Source organism: Paracoccaceae bacterium Fryx2, from assembly GCA_032334235.1.
GTDB lineage: Bacteria > Pseudomonadota > Alphaproteobacteria > Rhodobacterales > Rhodobacteraceae > JAVSGI01.
The window spans coordinates 82,952-100,602 of sequence record JAVSGI010000004.1 but is presented as its reverse complement, the minus strand read 5'-3'; the positions used below and the strand labels follow the sequence as shown (position 1 = coordinate 100,602).

Annotated in this window: 21 protein-coding genes; 17 read left to right on the top strand and 4 right to left on the bottom strand. The window is 60.7% G+C overall.

Annotated features, from left to right (window positions below; translation table 11 throughout):
• Positions 1-14: 14 nt before the first annotated feature.
• Positions 15-575, top strand: a complete 561-nt coding sequence (locus RNZ50_09135) for a hypothetical protein (GenBank protein ID MDT8855173.1) — start codon at positions 15-17, stop codon at positions 573-575.
• On the opposite strand, the gene RNZ50_09130 is transcribed toward RNZ50_09135, so the two are convergent.
• Positions 572-829: a hypothetical protein gene (locus RNZ50_09130; protein MDT8855172.1), complete on the bottom strand. Its 258-nt coding sequence runs from the start codon at positions 827-829 to the stop codon at positions 572-574. The genes RNZ50_09135 and RNZ50_09130 overlap by 4 nt on opposite strands.
• 44 nt (positions 830-873) lie before the next feature.
• Between RNZ50_09130 and RNZ50_09125 the strand changes: the two genes are divergently transcribed.
• The 15 genes from RNZ50_09125 (at position 874) to RNZ50_09055 (ending at position 12,735) form a co-directional block, all read left to right on the top strand.
• Positions 874-1,281 (top strand): hypothetical protein, encoded by a 408-nt coding sequence (locus tag RNZ50_09125; protein MDT8855171.1) that lies wholly within the window; start codon positions 874-876, stop codon positions 1,279-1,281.
• Between the two features lie 14 nt (positions 1,282-1,295).
• Positions 1,296-3,842: a phage tail protein gene (locus RNZ50_09120; GenBank protein MDT8855170.1), complete on the top strand. Its 2,547-nt coding sequence runs from the start codon at positions 1,296-1,298 to the stop codon at positions 3,840-3,842.
• A 100-nt stretch (positions 3,843-3,942) separates the two neighbouring features.
• Complete coding sequence (locus RNZ50_09115) at positions 3,943-4,599, top strand: tail fiber domain-containing protein (protein MDT8855169.1); 657 nt, start codon at positions 3,943-3,945, stop codon at positions 4,597-4,599.
• Complete coding sequence (locus tag RNZ50_09110) at positions 4,596-4,907, top strand: phage holin family protein (protein MDT8855168.1); 312 nt, start codon at positions 4,596-4,598, stop codon at positions 4,905-4,907. The genes RNZ50_09115 and RNZ50_09110 overlap by 4 nt, the downstream gene beginning before the upstream one ends.
• Positions 4,908-4,940: 33 nt before the next feature.
• Positions 4,941-5,981, top strand: a complete 1,041-nt coding sequence (locus RNZ50_09105) for a TIGR02594 family protein (protein MDT8855167.1) — start codon at positions 4,941-4,943, stop codon at positions 5,979-5,981.
• The gene (locus RNZ50_09100; GenBank protein ID MDT8855166.1) at positions 5,978-6,226 is read left to right on the top strand and encodes a hypothetical protein; all 249 of its coding nucleotides are present in this window, start codon (positions 5,978-5,980) and stop codon (positions 6,224-6,226) included. The genes RNZ50_09105 and RNZ50_09100 overlap by 4 nt, the downstream gene beginning before the upstream one ends.
• 132 nt (positions 6,227-6,358) lie before the next feature.
• Entirely contained in the window at positions 6,359-6,721 is a 363-nt protein-coding gene (locus tag RNZ50_09095; protein MDT8855165.1) for a hypothetical protein, read from the top strand.
• A 4-nt stretch (positions 6,722-6,725) separates the two neighbouring features.
• Positions 6,726-6,953 carry a hypothetical protein gene (locus RNZ50_09090; GenBank protein ID MDT8855164.1) on the top strand — a complete coding sequence of 76 codons (228 nt, stop codon included), beginning with the start codon at positions 6,726-6,728 and terminating at the stop codon, positions 6,951-6,953.
• Positions 6,954-7,135: 182 nt separating this feature from the next.
• Positions 7,136-8,197: a head decoration protein gene (locus tag RNZ50_09085; GenBank protein ID MDT8855163.1), complete on the top strand. Its 1,062-nt coding sequence runs from the start codon at positions 7,136-7,138 to the stop codon at positions 8,195-8,197.
• Between the two features lie 2 nt (positions 8,198-8,199).
• Positions 8,200-8,793, top strand: coding sequence for a tail fiber domain-containing protein (locus RNZ50_09080; GenBank protein ID MDT8855162.1), 594 nt, complete (start codon positions 8,200-8,202; stop codon positions 8,791-8,793).
• Entirely contained in the window at positions 8,790-9,695 is a 906-nt protein-coding gene (locus tag RNZ50_09075; protein ID MDT8855161.1) for a hypothetical protein, read from the top strand. The genes RNZ50_09080 and RNZ50_09075 overlap by 4 nt, the downstream gene beginning before the upstream one ends.
• Entirely contained in the window at positions 9,692-10,438 is a 747-nt protein-coding gene (locus tag RNZ50_09070; GenBank protein ID MDT8855160.1) for a hypothetical protein, read from the top strand. The genes RNZ50_09075 and RNZ50_09070 overlap by 4 nt, the downstream gene beginning before the upstream one ends.
• Complete coding sequence (locus RNZ50_09065; GenBank protein ID MDT8855159.1) at positions 10,428-10,715, top strand: hypothetical protein; 288 nt, start codon at positions 10,428-10,430, stop codon at positions 10,713-10,715. Before RNZ50_09070 ends, RNZ50_09065 begins: the two co-directional genes overlap by 11 nt.
• Before the next feature lie 2 nt (positions 10,716-10,717).
• Entirely contained in the window at positions 10,718-11,347 is a 630-nt protein-coding gene (locus tag RNZ50_09060) for a hypothetical protein (protein ID MDT8855158.1), read from the top strand.
• Positions 11,347-12,735 (top strand): radical SAM protein, encoded by a 1,389-nt coding sequence (locus RNZ50_09055; GenBank protein MDT8855157.1) that lies wholly within the window; start codon positions 11,347-11,349, stop codon positions 12,733-12,735. Before RNZ50_09060 ends, RNZ50_09055 begins: the two co-directional genes overlap by 1 nt.
• On the opposite strand, the gene istB is transcribed toward RNZ50_09055, so the two are convergent.
• Entirely contained in the window at positions 12,670-13,431 is a 762-nt protein-coding gene (gene istB, locus RNZ50_09050; protein MDT8855156.1) for an IS21-like element helper ATPase IstB, read from the bottom strand. The two genes, RNZ50_09055 and istB, sit on opposite strands and share 66 nt — an antisense overlap.
• A gap of 12 nt (positions 13,432-13,443) precedes the next feature.
• On the bottom strand, positions 13,444-14,982 hold the full coding sequence (gene istA, locus RNZ50_09045; GenBank protein ID MDT8855155.1) for an IS21 family transposase: 1,539 nt from the start codon (positions 14,980-14,982) through the stop codon (positions 13,444-13,446).
• Positions 14,983-15,488: 506 nt separating this feature from the next.
• On the opposite strand from istA, the gene RNZ50_09040 reads away from it, so the two are divergent.
• Positions 15,489-15,689, top strand: a complete 201-nt coding sequence (locus RNZ50_09040; GenBank protein ID MDT8855154.1) for a hypothetical protein — start codon at positions 15,489-15,491, stop codon at positions 15,687-15,689.
• Positions 15,690-15,701: 12 nt separating this feature from the next.
• Here RNZ50_09040 and RNZ50_09035 read toward each other — a convergent pair whose 3' ends face one another.
• On the bottom strand, positions 15,702-17,612 hold the full coding sequence (locus RNZ50_09035) for a DUF262 and DUF1524 domain-containing protein (GenBank protein ID MDT8855153.1): 1,911 nt from the start codon (positions 17,610-17,612) through the stop codon (positions 15,702-15,704).
• Between the last annotated feature and the right edge of the window lie 39 nt (positions 17,613-17,651).

Genomic DNA, 17,651 nt, shown 5'->3' with positions numbered 1-17,651 from the left:
CGAGGAAATCTGACATGAGCCGAGATGTAACCGCCGCTTTTGCTGCGGCGCTGGCAGAGCAACACCTTCGCCCGGTTATCTTTTTTGAGGGCCAATTCGCCACAGGCTGGGTGCGGATTTGGTCGGGGCTGGGCGAGATCGGCTGGAACGGCCAAACTTGGGCTGGCGCGGGATCGCTTCTGGGCATCGGTGCCCTTGATGAAACCGGCGAGGTCGTGGCGGGTGGCACGGCGGTCTCGTTGTCTGGCGTACCGCTCGATCTGGTGCAAATGGCCATTGCAGAGGCGCGGCAAGGTTTGCCAGGCCGGATCTGGCTCGGGCTTTTGTCTGAATCAGGCCAAATCATCGCCGATCCGGTGCAGGCCTTCTCGGGCCGTCTTGATGTACCAGAAATCAAGGATGATGCTGACAGCTGCGCGATTACCATCAGCTATGAAAGCCGGTTGATCGACCTGACCGTGACGCGGACCTGGCGCTATACCCATGAAAGCCAGCAGGTGCTGTATCCAGGCGATCTTGGCTTTGAATATGTCACCGCCATTCAAGACCGGGAGATTACCTGGGGACGCGGTTAATTTGCGGAGTTGGCCGGGTTTGAGGGACTATTCATCTGGATAAGCTGTGGATAGCTGGCCCGGCAGCGGCCCTGCATGTTCGTGAGGCTCGGCCGGTCTTCGGGGCAATCTTCGGCAATGATGTCGAGCGCTGTGGGCAGCGGCGTATTCGCACCAACACGCTCCACAAAACGTTCTTTGGAATAGCGCCCGAAGCGACCGCAGACAGGGCAGCTGATCTCGACAGTCTCAAAAGGAAAATCAAAGGCGCGCATGCCGCAAAATTGGCGCGCCACGCTTAGATGGGCAAGGAAAAATGATGCCTCACATCGAAAATTGGGAACGCCACCTCGCAGAAGCGATCGACGCAGCACGTGTAACAACCTTCGCTTGGGGCCTCCACGACTGCCCAACCTTTGCTTTTGAGACCCGCATGACCCTGACCGGCGGTGAGGATGTGGCGGCCCTCTGGCGCGGACGCTACAGCACTGCGCTTGGCGGCGCGCGCATCATGCGTCGTCTTGGCTGGGCCTCGCTGGAAGACATGGGGCACGCACTGCTCGGTGCGCCGCGCGAGACGCCGCTGCTGGCCCAGCGGGGCGATATTGTGCTGGCGGACACAGGCCTTGGTTTTGGCGTGGTGATTGGCGCCACGGCCGTTGGCATCACGCCAGAGGGGCTTTCTTTTGCAGCTTTAACGTCTTGCCGGCTTGCCTGGCCAACATAACACGGGATAACCCCATGCCCTTCATCGTCTCAGCCGTCGTCGCCGTAGCGGGGGCGATCAGTGGGGTATTGGCCGCAGGTGGTATTGGCGCGGCCCTGATCCGGATCGGTGGTACGCTGCTGTTGTCTTATGCAGCACAGGCTTTGATGCCAAAGCCGCAGGCGACGCTGCAAAACCGCACGGTGACCATCCGCGAACCCGTGGTGCCGCGCGATCTGGTGTACGGCCGCACCCGCAAGGGCGGGGTTATCGTGTTTCTGAACTCCTCAGGGTCAGACAACACATATCTTGATTTGGTGATCGTGCTGGCGACGCACCGGGTTAACTCCATCGGCGCTGTTTATTTTGAAGGCGAGGTCGCGCTGAATGCTGCGGGGGCTGCGCAAGGTCGCTGGGCGGGCAAAGTAACAATCGAGAAGAAGCTGGGCGATGCCAACCAGACCGCGTTTGCGGGGCTGAAAGCAGCACTGCCTGACAAATGGACCGAGAACCACCGCTTGCGGGGCTGCGCTGCAATCCATCTGCGGCTGACCTATGACCAAGACGCCTACCCGGGCGGCATTCCAAACATCACAGTGGATCTTGAGGGCAAGAATGACATTTGGGATCCGCGCATCCAAGCGTCTGTTTATTGCGAAAACCCCGCACTTTGCTTGGCCGATTATATGTCAAACACCACATGGGGCATTGGCGCACGGATCGGGCAACTTGACGGCATTGATGAGATGGCCCTGATTGAGGCGGCCAACATCTGCGACGAGCCGGTGGCACTCGCAGGGGGTGGGACGGAACCGCGCTATGCCTGCAACGGTGTCATCACGCTCTCCGAGGTTCCCAAAACCATTATCGAGGGGTTGCTGACATCCTTCGCCGGACGCTGCGCTTTCTCGGGTGGGGCTTGGCGCATTCACGCAGGGGCCTGGCGCGCACCGTCCGTGGCGCTGACCTCAGATCATGTTCGCGAGGCCGGTTTGACCTTGGCCACGCGCGTGACGATGTCGTCAAACTTCAACGGGGTGCGCGGACAGTTCGTAAGCCCCGAGAATGACTGGCAGCCCGATGACTTTCCAGCCTATGCCAGTGCTGCCTATTTGGCGGAAGACGGCGGCGAGCAGAAATGGCGCGATATCTCGCTGCCCTTCACCATCTCTGCTGCGATGGCGCAGCGGCTGGCCAAGATCGAGCTGGAGCGTGCGCGGCGTCAAATGACGGTGCGACTGTCGGGCAAGCTGTCCGCTTGGGCGGCCACAGTCGGTGATGTGGTGACACTGTCCTACGCCCGTTGGGGCTTTGCTGCCAAACCGTTTGAGGTGCAGGGCGTCAGTCTTGATCTTGCGGCCTCGGGTGATGCGGCACTGCTGCTGCCAGAACTGGTCCTGCGCGAAACCTCGCTCTTGGTTTACGACTGGGCTGCAAGCGAGGCACAGATTTATGCCGCGGCCCCGCGCACGGCGCTTCCAAATGCTTATGATGTTCCAGCGCCGGGGCCGCCCACGGTTACAGAGGATCTTTATATCACCCGCGATGGTGGCGGGCTCAAGGTTCTGGCGCGCGTTGCCTGGGAGGCAGCCCCTTCAGGCTTTGTTGCTGGCTATCAATTGCAGGCTCGGCAGAGTGTAGGCGCTGATTGGCTGGATTATGGCCGCACCGATGGCACCAGCCTTGAGATCCGCGATATTGCGCCGGGGGGGTGGCAATTCCGGGTGAAAGCGATCTCGGTGCTGGGCGTGTCGTCGGTCTGGCAAACCGCGTCAGTTGAGGTCCTCGGCCTGACAGCACCTCCAGCCAGGCTGGAAAGCCTCACGCTGCAGACCGCGGGTGGCCTTGCCATCCTGAAATGGGCCCGCTCCGTTGATCCTGATGTGCGGGTTGGTGGCAATATCGTGATCCGCCATTCGAAAGAAGTCACGGCGACTTGGTCGGACAGCTATTCGATGGACCGGGTCGGTGGCGGTGAGGCTATTGCCGTGGTGCCTCTGAAGCCCGGGACATACCTGATCAGGGCAGAGGACAGTGGCGGCAGAGCGGGCCCGGAAACTCGCGTGTCTACTAAAGGCGCGCAGGTCTTGGCCTTCTCGACCTTGGCCTATCTGCAGGCCGATCCTGGGTTCGTGGGCGCAAAGACGGGTCTGCAGGTTGTGGGCTCAAACCTGACATTGACGACCGCAACAACTGGCGGCGTCACACAGGTCACGGCAATGGAGGGGCAATACGATTTTGCTGCCGGGCTCGATCTTGGGGCCGTCAAACGCGTGCGGCTGCGTTCTGAGATCGGCGTTGCAGCCTTGGCACTGAACGACCGGATCGATGCGCGCACAGCACTCATGGACACATGGGCCGACTTTGACGGCGCGGCCGGGGCTGAAATCGACGTGCTGTTCGAGATCCGCGAAACTGATGACGACCCAAACAGCAGCCCCAATTGGGGCCCTTGGGGTCGGCTCGACAACCATGAAATCGAAGCCCGCGCTGTTGAGGCCCGGGCCTATCTCTCCACCAAGGATGCGTCCTATACGCCCATCGTCTCCCAACTGCGGCTTTATGCCGATGAGGTCGCCTGAGGGGCTTTGCGTTCACAACGCGCGCGCTTTCGCTGCCTGTGGGCTGCGCCCCCAACGCGAAACCCCGCAAGAAGACTTGATACAGAACGGAAAGCCCTGAATGCCCCAGACATCGAGTTTTGCAATCACCAATGATGCCGGAGCCGCTGTGCGCGCCCGGATCAACGAGGTGATCGCCGCCTTACACTCCACGAGCGCCGGGGCGACGGCACCGACCGCAGCAATTGCGGGTATGCTCTGGGTCGACACTTCTGCCTCGCCGCCGGTGCTGCGGCGGCGCAATGCCACAAACACAGGCTGGGACGCACTTTTGGATGCTGCAGGCAATCTGGCAGGGTTGGCAAATACGGCGCAGGCGCGGGGAAACCTCGGGCTTGGCACAATGGCGACAAAAGCCGCAGTGGATTATGACGCCACGATTGCAGGCAAGGCGGCGCTCACGGGGGCGACATTCACCGGAATTGTCACCGCCCCAAACTTCGTCTCCTCGTCAGATGCGCGGCTGAAATCTGACATTGAGACCATCCCAGATGCGCTGGCGCTGGTTTGCGCTCTGCGCGGCGTGCGCTTCACTATGGATGGGACCCGCCAGATCGGCGTGGTGGCGCAAGAGGTGAAACCGGTTCTGCCCGAGGTCGTGCGGGAAGATCAGACAGGACAATTGTCCGTTGCTTACGGCAATATCACAGGCCTTCTGATTGAGGCCGTCAAAGAACTGACCGCGCGGGTTGCGGCAATAGAGGAGGCACGCCGATGAATGATGGTGGGTTTATCGACATGATCAATTCGGTATTCGGCGGCGCTGTCACCACCCTGATCGGTGCGCTGACCGGACGGCTGATGTGGCATTCAGGCGAGGTGAAACTCGGACGGCGCCGCTTTTTTGGCAAGGAGCTCCTGTGGGAAATCCCCGTTGCCGTTGGTATGGCGCTGATTGGCGAGGCTGCGGCGAATTACATCGGCCTCGCGCAACCCGTCTCGACAGGCTTTGTGGCAACCCTCGCCTATCTTGGGCCCCGCGGGGCTGAGGCGCTGCTGGCGTCCTGGCTGGGCCGCAAGAAGTAACGCACGGGGCGGGCGGGGTCTCAGCCTTCAGCTGTGCTGCGTCCATCCCAGTGGCGCAGATTCCAAGCTGCTCCAACAACAATCACACCGCCAAGCGCCGCCCAACCTCGGGCGGTGTTTCCTTTTGCATGGGACAAAGACATGACCGCTTTTGAAATCGCCCGAAGCTACATCGGCACCACCGAAGGACCGGGGGCCGCAAACAACCCCAAGATCATTGAGATGTACGCCACCATCGGCCAAGATTGGGTCGAGCATGACGACGTGGCCTGGTGTGCGGCCTTTGTGGGGCATTGCCTTGAGAAAGCCGGGATCCGCTCCTCCCGCAAACTGACCGCGCGCTCCTATCTGGATTGGGGTGAGGCTGTGGATCTCGCAGCAGTGCGTCCAGGCGATATCGGCATCATCCCGCGTGGCACCTCGGCTTGGCAGGGCCATGTCTTTTTTATCGACTGTGTTGAAGGCAAGTGGCTGTTTGCCTTGGGCGGCAATCAGGGTGATGCGGTCAGCGTGCAGCGCTATCCGGTCTCAAAGCTGATCGGCCTTCGCCGCGCGCCAGCTTCCGCCTCACGTCGTCCGCCCCCGATCAAGGCGGTGCAATCGATGTTGCGCGATCTTGGCTATCATGAAGTGGGCGCGGTTGATGGTGTGATGGGCAGTCGCACCAGGGGCGCTGTTCTGGCCTTTCGCGCTGACCACGGCCTGCCGCTGGAGCCGGTGATTGACGCCGCTTTTGTCGCAGCCCTTGAGACTGCAAAGCCGCGCGCGGTCAGCCCTGAACGCGCCTCTGGCCAGCCCAACGCCTCGCGCATTGTCACCGCCGCCAATGCGCAGATTGCGCTTGGTGCTGCCGGATCAGCGGGGATTGCCCTGACCGATCTGGCGCCTCTGATCACACAGGCCGAAGATGGGCGCGATCTCGCGACCCGGGTGTTGGACTTGGTCGGGCTTGGGGCGCATGCAGCCACGATCCTCCCCCTACTGGGTGCCGTGCTTTTCCTCGCCATCATCGTCTTTGCGGTTAAATCCCGTGCCGCCCGGATCGAGGATCACCGGTTGGGGAAAACGCCATGATCCTAGGCACACTGCTCCGTTTGGGGACCCGGCTGCGCTTGGGTCTGGCGCTAGCGGCGATTACGATCTCAGCCCTATGGATTGCCTTCGCCAAAGGTCGGGCGCAGGCGCGCGCACATCTTGCTGTCAAACAGGCAGAAGCCCGCATTCGCTCTCTCACCATTGCAAAGGACATCCGCCATGAGCTTGAGGTTTTGCCTGACGCTGAGCGCAAGCGCCGTCTTGCTCGCTGGATGCGGGATTGATCTGCGCGCCCCCGCCGATTGCGATTGGGCCATGCCCATCCTGCCTTCGCGCGCCGATCAGTTGACGGATGGCACTGCATTCCAAATCCTGACCCATAATGAGACCGGCGCGCGGCTTTGCGGGTGGCGGCCATGACGGGGCTGTCGACAGGCGGGGTCTCCACGCTGGAAGGTCCAGTCATTCTAATTGGCTATGAGTATCGTTTGCAGTTGCAAGCAGATGCCGCGCTCTTTCCGCAGGCATGCGTCTTGGCAGCCCAAATGCGGATGCGTTTGGCAGCACTGGAGGTGATTGCCACCCTTTTGAGCGCAACCGGCAGCCTCATACGCATCGATGATTACACCCTCGAGATTGTGGTGGCAGCGGATGTGACGGCTGCCCTCATTCCCGGCAGCGTGGTTGTGGATTTTGTCCGCACTGATCTCACCCCGGAGCGCCCGCTTGGCTTCTCGCTGGAAATCCCGGTTCAGCAATCGGTGACACGGGGACTTTGATGTCATGACAGCCGCGCTCGATTTACGGCTCCAGACCGGACCCATTCGTATTCGCGTCTCGGCGCTGTCGCCGATCACCCTGCGCTTGGCCACAGCGCCGGTGTCTGTCCACCTGCTGGGTCTGCCCGGGCCAGACGGTTTGCGCGGACCTCAAGGCGCGCAAGGCAATCAGGGTGACCCTGGCGTGACCATTCTGCCCACCGACGCGCCCATCAACGGAGGATTTTTCTGATGGCCAACACAATCCAGCTCAAGCGCCGCGGCTCCGGCGTGGCAGGCGCGCCTGCAGCGCTTAAATCGGGCGAGCTTGCCCATAACGAGGTTGATGATACGCTTTATGTTGGCAAGGGGGACGATGGCACCGGCAATGCAACCACCATCGCGGCCCTTGCGGGTGCGGGGTCCTTTGTTGCCTTGACCGGTGCGCAGACGGTGGCAGGCTCCAAAACCTTCACCCTCGTTCCAAAATCTGCCCAAGACGCCAGTGCCGCGACGGATCTCGTGCGCAAATCGCAATTTGATGCGGGGCTTGCCGCCAAGGCCGATGCTGTGCACGGCCATATCATCGGCGATGTGACGGGCTTGCAGGGTGCGCTAGACGGCAAACTCGGCGCATCGGCCAATGCCGTATCGGCAAGCAAGCTTGCGACCGCGCGGACAATTGCACTGGCTGGTGATCTCTCGGGCGCGATCAGCTTTGATGGCGCGGCCAATGTGATCCTCACGGCGGCCGTGGTCGATGATAGCCACAACCACATCATTGCCAACGTGGACGGGCTACAAGGAGCGCTGGACGCCAAAGCGCCCTTGGCATCGCCTGCCCTGACGGGCGTGCCCGTCGCACCGACCGCCAACACCGGAACCAGCACACCCCAACTCGCAACCACGGCCTTTGTGCAGCAGGCCATCGTCGCCTTTGGTCCCGGCGATATGCTGGCGGCCACCTATGACACCAACAGCAATGGCAAGGTCGATACGGCCGAACTGGCCGACGCTGTGCCTTGGGCGGGCGTTACCGGCAAGCCCACCAGCTTTACGCCTTCAACCCACAGCCACACGATCTCGCAGGTGACCAGTCTTCAGGCAGCGCTTGATGCCAAAGCCCCGCTTGCCTCGCCGGGCCTGACCGGCACACCCACAGCACCAACCGCAGCCTCTGGCACCAACACCGCGCAGCTGGCGACGACAGGGTTTGTCGCGGCGGCCATCGGAGCGCTGATTGATGCGGCCCCGGGTGCTTTGGACACGCTGAACGAGCTGGCAGCGTCTTTGGGCGATGATCCTAACTTTGCTTCCACCGTGACCAACGCGCTGGCAGGCAAGCTGGCTGCCGCGTCAAACCTCGCAGACCTGCCCAACAAGACGACGTCCCGCGCAAATCTCGGGCTTGGCAGCATGGCCACGCAAGCCGCAAACGCTGTCGCCATCACCGGCGGTACGATCAACGGCATTGCGCTGGACGGGGGCACGTTCTGATCATGGCCAACACGCTCTTGGTCAAACGCACCACCGTGGCAGGGCGCGTGCCAACGACAGCTCAGCTGGTTGCTGGTGAGTTGGCGGTCAACGTGACCGATGGAAAGCTCTATCTCAAGAAAAGCACAAGCGGCGTGGAGAGCATCGTCGATGTGACAACCGCAGCGCTGAGCGACGCCGAGCTCTTTGCCAAGGTGCTGGCCCAAGATGGACCCGGATCGGGCCTGAACGCTGATATTCTGGACGGGATCCAGGCCAGCGCTTTTGCGCAGTTGGTGGGCGCAAGCTTCACAGGCGCAGTGACCGCACCCGATTTTGTCACCACCTCCGATCTGCGGCTCAAATCTGAAATCACCCCGATCCCGGATGCACTAGGCAAACTGAAAAGCCTCACCGGCGTGACCTTCCAAATGCGGGGCTCGGACAGACGGCAGATGGGTCTGATCGCGCAGGATGTGCAGCGCGTGGCCCCGGAAGCCGTGGTCGAGGCCGAGGGCGTGTTGCGCCTCGCGTATGGAAATCTCATCGGCCTGCTGGTCGAGGCCATCAAGGACCTCGCGGTAGAGGTCGAGCAGCTGAAAAGGAATGCACCGTGATCGAGATCGGACTCTTTGCCATCACCAATTGCGGCGGGGCGCTGCATTACGCGGTTGATATCAAGCCGGATTATGCAGGGATTTCTGTTTTTGAACGCGTGCCTGCAGGATCCGGCACTGGCATGGCCGGTGTTATGTCTTGGGCGGATTTAAAGGCACTCCTTGAGGTTCCGCCTGCCTTTGGCAACAAGGCGGGCTTTGTGGATCTTTCGTACAATGAAACCCTGATCCCTGATCTGCCGGGTACTGACGCCGGGGCGATCTACAAGGGACGGTCCTACATCTTTGCTGATGGTATGAACGGCGTTGATGAGATCGTCGATTATTCCTTGCTGGATATCGCGGTTGGTCAGGGCGGAAGACCCCTGTCCTGGCGCAACCGCTTTGCGCAATCCGCCCGCGAAAAGATCGATTTGTCGTTCCGGCATCGGGCCCGTGAGGGCATTGCCAATGCGCTGGTGGTCTTTTTGCCGTTTGAGGTGCCCTTTGATCAGGCCCGCATTGAGGTGCTGTGTCAGACCGACCCAATCTTGTTGAACGGCACGGTGATTGCCGGGCGGATTGATGATGCAACCATTCCCAAGGATGGCGTCTGGTTCAAGCAATTCTACTTCCACGCAGTCACAACTGAGGTGGTCACGGTCGCGCCAGATGGTCGGGTTGATGTGCCGTTCCAGCTGGTCTGGACCTCGAACGGCAGCACCGTCATGCGGTCCGCCACCTTCAAGCTGGAGGCCGATGCCGGTTATTTGCCGCGCCGCCGCGTCACCACGGATGCAAATGGGCATGGCGTGATCAGCGTCGAGGCCCGAGGCCTTGCGGTTGGCGATGTGATCGCGGTCAAGATCAACACTGAGCATTACACGGCCATTGGCAAGCTGCGCGTTGAGGTGGTGGCATGAGCCTCAAAATAGCGACCAGCACCGAGTTGCAGATGATCTATCCGGCGTTTGTCATGCACAAGCATTGGGAGATGCCGCCGGGCTATAACGACCGGCTTTTTGCGCTGGCGGCTGAGGACGCTGCGGCAAACCGGATACAAGACGCGGGCGACGGCCGTAACATTGGCGATCAGACCAATCATCTGGGCCATCTGCGCCATAACTTTCTAATGGATCGGCACGATCCGGCCATTGCTGTGTTGGCGCAAATGGTGGCAGCGGCAGTGCGGGAATATCTGCAGCTGGCCTACGGCTATGATCATGCGGGCGACATTCAGATGATGTCGGACACCTTCTGGCAGCGCCGCAGTTCGCGCGAGAATGTGGGCATCAACGCCCATACCCATATGCAGACCGATATCGTCTGCACTTATTATCCGCGGGTGGTGCTCGACGCCGATTGCCCCGAGACATCGCTCCATCGCGGGGCCGTGCGTTTCTACGATCCTGCCAATGTTGGCAAGCGGCTCTGGCCCTGCAAAAACCCGGACGCCTATGTCGGCGGCTGGTACGCCGTGGAGCCGAAGGCGGGGTCCATGATCGTCTTTGAGGGCCATGTGCCTCACGACAGCACCTATTTTGAGGGCGAAGAGCGGATGTGCATTCCGGTTCTGTGTTCGCTCACTCTTCCCAACTCTCACTGCAAAGCCGGGCTCGCAGAGATCCTGGCACATCAAGCAACAGGAGACCCGCATGGCGTATAAGGTTGGAACGACCATCGTGATTGATGACAGCGGTACAGTGGATTGGTCGCGCATTGCCAATAAGCCTGCGATCGGATCTGGGACCATCACAGCGGTGACCATTACAAATGGTACACCTTCGGCTGGTGCGTCTGTGTCGGGCAGCGCAAGCAGTTATGCTGGCGCTTATGTGGGCAACTGCTACGTCGAAAGCCTCTCCGGCGGCGGGACGTCAGGTGCTGTGTCAGTCACGGCAAACCGCAAGACGTTCAACTGCAACTGCAATTGCAGGTGTTGAGAATGGAAGTTCGCAACACATCGCTCGATCTATGGCCAACGCGCATCGCCTTTTTTGAGGCTCCCATCGACTGGGCAGTGAACCGGCAATTGGCTGATGAGGCGATTGCCGTTGCAGGGCTGGAGGACGGGGCCAACCCTTCCGCTGCCAAGCGACGCGTTCGTGGCATTCTGGAGCGCAGCACAGCCGGTGTTGCATTGAAGGCGCATCTCTTTGCCTGTGCCAGAGCCATGCTTGGTCCTTGGGCACAATGTCTTGATCCCGATCATTGCGAAAACCGCGCGCTGGTCCTGCAGCCCGGCGCGTTCATCTCCACCCACAAAGACAGCCGCGAGGGTGATCTGACCTGCGTCCACTTCCTGACGGGTGGCGGCGCGGGACAACCGATCAACAGCGCAGGTTCTCCGCGCTTTGTGATCGAGGATCCTTCGCGCTACTTCGACGAAGGCCGTCTGCCGTTTGAGGACCGCCACGGCTATTCGGTCAATCCAAGGCCGGGGCTCTCGGTCTTCTTCCCCTCTCATATCCCCCACAACCAGCATCCCCACTTGGGGAATGCTCCGCATGTGCAGGTCGTCGCAAACTTCCGCGTGACCTTGCCCAGCGATCTTGAAGAAAGGTTATTTGACTGATGTGGTTTGATCTGACCCTTGAGGCGCGTGACGGTGGCCGTCACACCATGCGCTACAACCCCCACACTTCTAAGGCCGAAGGGCTGCCCCTGCCAGTCGAGCCCGGCATCTTCGCGCCCGTGCAGCGGGTGGCGAAAGATAGGCCCCTCGGTAAATCCCGCGCGCCCCGTATTCTGAAAATCCAGCTGGGTCTGTCGTGCAACTATGCTTGCAGCTATTGCAATCAGGCGTTCCAGATTGCGGATGCCACTGTCTCGAAACTGGTGGATGTGGAGCACTTTTTGGTCCAGCTCGACGGCTGGATCACCGATGCCCCGGAAAGTATTGAGCTTTGGGGCGGTGAGCCGTTTCTCTACTGGGCCAAGATCAGGCGGCTGATCCCGGCGCTGGCGGAGCGGTTCCCGGCAGCACGCTTCTCCATTATTACCAACGGCTCACTCCTCTCACGTGAAAAGCTGGACTTCATCGCGGCGCACGACATCGCAATCACGATCTCGCATGACGGGCCCGGCCAGCATCTGCGGGGGCCTGATCCGCTCGCGGATCCCCAGAAACGCCGCTGGATTGAGGCTTTGCTGACTGAGCGCCCGGACACGACGTCCTTCAATGCGGTGCTGACACGTGCACATCATGATCTCGGCGCGCTGAAGGCTTGGTTCGCAGGTAAGGTTGGCTCGGATGTCTTTGTGGGTCTGGAAGGTGTGGTGAATGTTTATGATGCGGCGACGGCCATTGGTACGGGGCGTTTCGAGCCTGCGCAGTTGAACAGCCTCACAAGGTCAATCTTTGAGGCGCTCGTCGAGGACCCAAACGCCTTTGGCCTAGGCGCACGCCTTGACGAGTTCTACGCCTCCATCCAGCGACGCCGCCCAATCGAAGCCCTTGGCCAGAAATGCGGTATGGACCGCGAAGACACAATCGCCGTCGATCTGCGCGGTAATGTCATGACCTGCCAGAACACCGGCGCCAAGGGCGCGCACAAGATTGGCCATGTGGAGGCGTTTGACCAGATTGCGCTCAACACCGCCACCCATTTTGCCTTCCGCCCCGAATGCATGGCCTGCCCGGTTGTCCAGCTCTGCAAAGGGTCCTGCATGTTCCTTGAGGGCGACTTCTTTGCACAATCCTGCGCCAATGAATTCGCGTTTAACATGGGGATCATGATGGCCGCGATTTGGCATCTGACGGGAATGGTGGTGGTTGGGGTGCGGATTTCGCGGAGAATGGGCGCTGATTTCGCGCGATCGTGGGCACGCGTTTCGCGCCATTCTGGGCAGTCATTTCACGGGATCGTGGGCAGGCTGGCCGACGCTTTCATGGAGTCAGGCTTGAACGATTTGGTCAAGCTTTTTTGTGACGGCGGAGCGCCTGCGCAGGCTTTCACCTGAGAGGGTGAGGCGGTGTGCGTTGTGAACGAGGCGGTCGAGGATGGCATCTGCGAGCGTTGGGTCGCCGATGGCTTCGTGCCACTGGTCAACGGGGAGTTGGCTTGTGACGATGGTGGAAGCGCGGCCGTGGCGGTCTTCGAGGATTTCCAGCAGGTCACGGCGCTCCGGGGCGGTGAGGACGGCGAGGCCCCAATCGTCAATGATCAGCACATCCATGCGGGCGATGGTTTTGAGGATGCGTTCATGGCGGCCATCGCCACGGGCCAGAGCAAGGGCCTCGAACATGCGCGGCGCACGTTGATAGAGGACGGGCCGCCCATCCCGGCACGCCTTGTGGCCAAGGGCGCAGGCGATCCAGCTTTTGCCCAAACCGGTCGGCCCGGTTATCAGCAGGTTCTCGTGCCGGGCGATCCAGCCGCCATCGGCAAGATGCGCCATGACACTGCGGTCAAGACCACGTGGGCTGCGCAGGTCCAGATCCTCGACGCTGGCATCTTGGCGCAGAGCCGCAAACTTGAGCCGGGAGGCCAGTTTCTTGGTGTCGCGCTCTGCAGCCTCGCGGTCGACCAGCAGGCCGAGACGCTCTTCGAACGAGAGGGCGTCGAAGGCGGTTGACCTGCGTTGTTCTTCGAGCGCCGATGCAATGCCGGTCAGGCCGAGCGCCAACAGTCGGTCGTGGGTGGGATGGGTCAGCATTTTAGTCCTTTCTCAATGGTAATAGCTGCCGCCACGAATGTTGGCGTGCTGGAGGGGGGCGACCTCTTCGGAGCCTTCCAGGAAGGCGCGATCGAGGCCGGTCTTGAGGATCGAACGAATGGAGGTGACGGTGCGGGCCCGGATGGTCACACCCCGCTGGCAGGCCGCATCAACGCGCTCCGGCCCATAGGTTTTGACCAAGGCCAGCACACCCAGGCAGGTGCGGAACCCCTGTTCAGGATGGGGGCGGTCAGCCATCACCATCTCGCAAAAGGCGGCGACGGCGGGGCCGGTCTTGGTTGCCTGCGCCAGCATTCTGGCCGGGGTCCATTCGGCAAAGCGACGATGGGCCGATGGCATATGGTCGGCCACGGTGACATGGCTGCGCCGCCCCGGGGTGCGCACGTGGCTCGCAACCCTCTGACCACGATGGAATATCTCGACCGTCTGGCCGCTTGTGCGAACATCGACCTCTTGTTTGATCAGCGCGAAGGGCACGGAATACCATGAGCTGTCGACCTCAACGTGATAGTCGGGTGCCACGCGGGCGCGCTTCCAGCGGGCGAAGACATAAGGTTCGGGCGGTAGGGGCTGAAGATTGGGCCGATCCAAAGTGGCAAACAGATCGGCGCGGCTGGCGCCATAGCCGCGCATCACGCGCATGTTCAACTCGTCCAGCAGCCGCCGGATCGCCACGTTCAACTCGGCCAATGAGAAGAACCGGTGGTTCCGCAGCCGCGCCAGAATCCAGCGTTGTGCCACTTGGACAGCCACTTCCACCTTCGCCTTGTCCCGGGGTTTGCGCGGCCGGGCGGGCAGAACGGCGGTGCCATAATGCGCCGCCATCTCGGCATAGGTCCGGTTCAGCCCCGGATCAAACCGGTCTGCCTTGATCACGGCGGACTTCAGATTGTCCGGAACCACCGCCTTTGGCACGCCGCCCAGAAAGGCGAACATCCGGATATGCGCGAGGATCCAATCTTCCAACCCCTCCGATGCCACCGCCTCGGCATAGGTGTGATTCGATGCCCCCATTGCCGCCACGAACAGCTTCATGGCCCGCGCTTCGCCGGTCGTGGGGTCGATCACGTCGATGGTGTCGCCGGCAAAGTCAACGAACACCTTCTCGCCGCCCACATGTGTCTGGCGCATCGTCGGGCGCACCCGACCCTTCCAAGCCTCGTAATGCGTGCAAAACCAAGTATAGGCAAAACCCCCGGGGTGCGCGGCACGGTATTCTTCCCAGAGCAGCATCCGCGTCACCCCAGGGCGGCGCAACTCGCGGTCAATCTCCGCCCAGTCGGGCACAAGCCGCTCCGCGTCCGGCACCGTGGGCGGGGCTGGAAACAAAAGAAGTTCAAGGCTGTCGTCATCGATCCCCTCCGGCAAGGGCCACGTGAGCCCGGCATGACGCGCCCGTTGGGTGTAGCTTCCGACGCTCCCCTTGCTCAGACCGAGGGAAGCGGCAATGGACCGCTCGCTCAGGCCTTGCCCAAGCTTCAATCGCAAAACATCTCGTATCCGGCGCATGTTCAATCGTCCTGTCGGCATCAAGCCACCCCTTCATTCCTGAAGGCGCAACTATCCTCAATTTGCCGACCAGACCTGCCCGCGATCCCGCGAAATCAGTGCCCAGCTTCACGCGAAATGACTGCCCATGATCCCGTGAAATCGATGCCCACCATCAAGCGAAACACGCAGGTTGGGGTGCTGGCTTCACCGCCGAGTTAATAAAATCTGGAAATAGATACCCGCCGCCCTCGCAGTCGCGACGATCTTATTGAGCGCCTGCGCAATGGTGAGTTCTGAGACCCCGCCTAGCGCCTGCGCGCCTGTTGTGGACTGTAGCCGTCCGCAGCAGGCGCGCTTGGCCGACGAGGTGGCCAAGTTGCCGGAAGGCGCACTGATCATAGGCTGGCTCGCAGATTACGCTACGCCGTGCTGCGCGAACAGGCGCGGGCATGTCATCGCGCCCTTTTGAACTCGTTGAAATACGACTGGACTATGCACGCCGATCACGCCTGTTGTCGCTTTAACTACCGCGAGGAAACCAAACCATGTCCCCAAAATACCCCCACATCGCTGTCGAACTAACCGGCCGTGACGGCAACGCCTTTGCCGTTCTCGGCCGTTGCCGCCAGGCCGCACAGCAGGCCGAGCTGCCCGATGACGCAATCGCCACCTTTATGGCCGAGGCCATGGCGGGCGACTATGACCACCTGCTGCAAACCGCAATGCTCTGGTTTAATTGCGTCTGACTAGAACCAGGCTTATTCCTCAGAACTCACCATCTGCTGCTCCAGCGACTGGCGGATCAGACCAATCACATAGGGCAGTTCGTCCAAGTCCTTGATGGCAACCTCGACATCGCCATTGCCATAGTGGCCAATGCTGGTCATGTCCCGAGTGATCCCCTTTGGATCGCGAAGATCGTGAAACTTCATGTTCAGCGACAATCGTAGCCGCCGCGCTTGCGCCACGACGTCGACCACATTCGTTTCCGCCTTGAAGGCGATATAGGATTTGACGATCTCCTCGGTCATGCAGGGATCAAGCGCTAAGATTTCCCGACGCAGCGCCTGAAACAGTGGCTGCATCAATCCGCCCTCATCAACAGTCGGGTGGTCCGCCAGCGTGTATTCCGCTGTGCTGTCCGCTTGGGGCAGATAGCCTTCGAGGACCGAAGGCGACAGCCGTGGCGCATCCCAGACCTTGACCGCGATGCCGGTCAGTCGCTCAGCCCGCTTCGCGATTGCATCTTCATTCCAGGTATCAATCGCACCCAAGCCCTCGTTCAGGCGCAAAGGACTTTCTCGGAAGCCGCCATGCATGTCCCGCTTTTCGGGAAACGGCCGATCACTATATTCGGCGTTATAGCCTGTGAGCGTAAGGTTCCCGACCGTATGCAGCAAGGTTTCCTGCACCCTTTTCCAGTCCGGCCCGAGCGCATTGCGCCAGGCAGACGATAGGTTCTCGTTCTGCGGCATGATATGCTCGATCGTGTACTCATCGACAGCAACGCGCTCTTTGCGATCAAAGTTTTCGAGACGGCGCAACCAGTAGGACCGGCTACGGAAATTGTAGAGATCGCGAAGGGCCATGCCGCGGCGGAACTCTTCGTCATCGGGAAAGCGTCGATACGAGGGCATGGTCATGAAGTGCGCTTCGATGCTCTCCAGATAGCAGTCCTTCCGCAATACTCGGCCAAAGGTTGCGAAGGTCTTGTTCAATGAGTTCGTGGGAATGGCGCAGATGGCGCGTCGAAAAACGTAGGCTTCGATCAGGCGAACGGCACGCAGAAAATCAGGCTTTGGCAATAGGCCTGCTACAAAGTCGTGATACAGTTCGAGCAGGAACGGAAAGGCAACTTCGACCTTCAGCTCTCGCAGATCCCGGAATGCAACGGCGAGGTCTGGGTCAGGTTCTTTCCCCAGCGCCATACGACTGTAATGCCGGGCAAAGGCATGAATATCCTCGACAAGTGCATCCACTCCTGCCGTCGCCACTATGGGTTCACGAGCATAGTCCTTGAACGCGGTATAGACGTCGCGCAGGTTCGGAATCTCGCCAGTCCGCAAGGTCAGGTAATGCCGCATGAAGGCGTCAAAGTGCGCGCCATAACCGTCTTGGGGAAAGCTGACCTCCATTGGGTGCCAGTGGTCCCCATATATCTGGCTTTGATGGTCCGGCTCCAACCCCATCAGAACGAAATTGCGGATCAGGTCCGCCTGGCTCAGTTCACGGCCTGTAGAGTTCATGCTCTCGAAAATAAGCTGCGGGTTGTCCTGATCGCGGGTCAGTGAAATGTCCACGACCATCAGCTTGGCCAGCCCCTCGCAGAGCGCTTTCAGATCTCCATTCATTCCCGCGATCCGGGTTTCAAAGAAAGCAAAGTTCTGCATCACCCGCATGGACCCATCATCGGGCATAGGTTTTTGCTGCATGATGGCCAGCAGGGTCGCGCGGTCACCTTGGGTCAGAAGGAGCTTGTAGCGCCGGTCCCCCTTCTCAAGCGGGTTGAGCAGGAAGTAACTGCGTACCTTTTCGCTCGAGAACCCGTCTACCGGCTCTTCATCGCCCAGCGCCCGCGCCAGCGCCTCGAGAATGAGCATGACCGAGGTCAGTCGTTGTTGCCCATCGATTACCAGAAGTGCGTGTTTCGCTTGATGGTGGGCATCGATTTCACGGGATCATGGGCAGTCATTTCGCGTGAAGCTGGG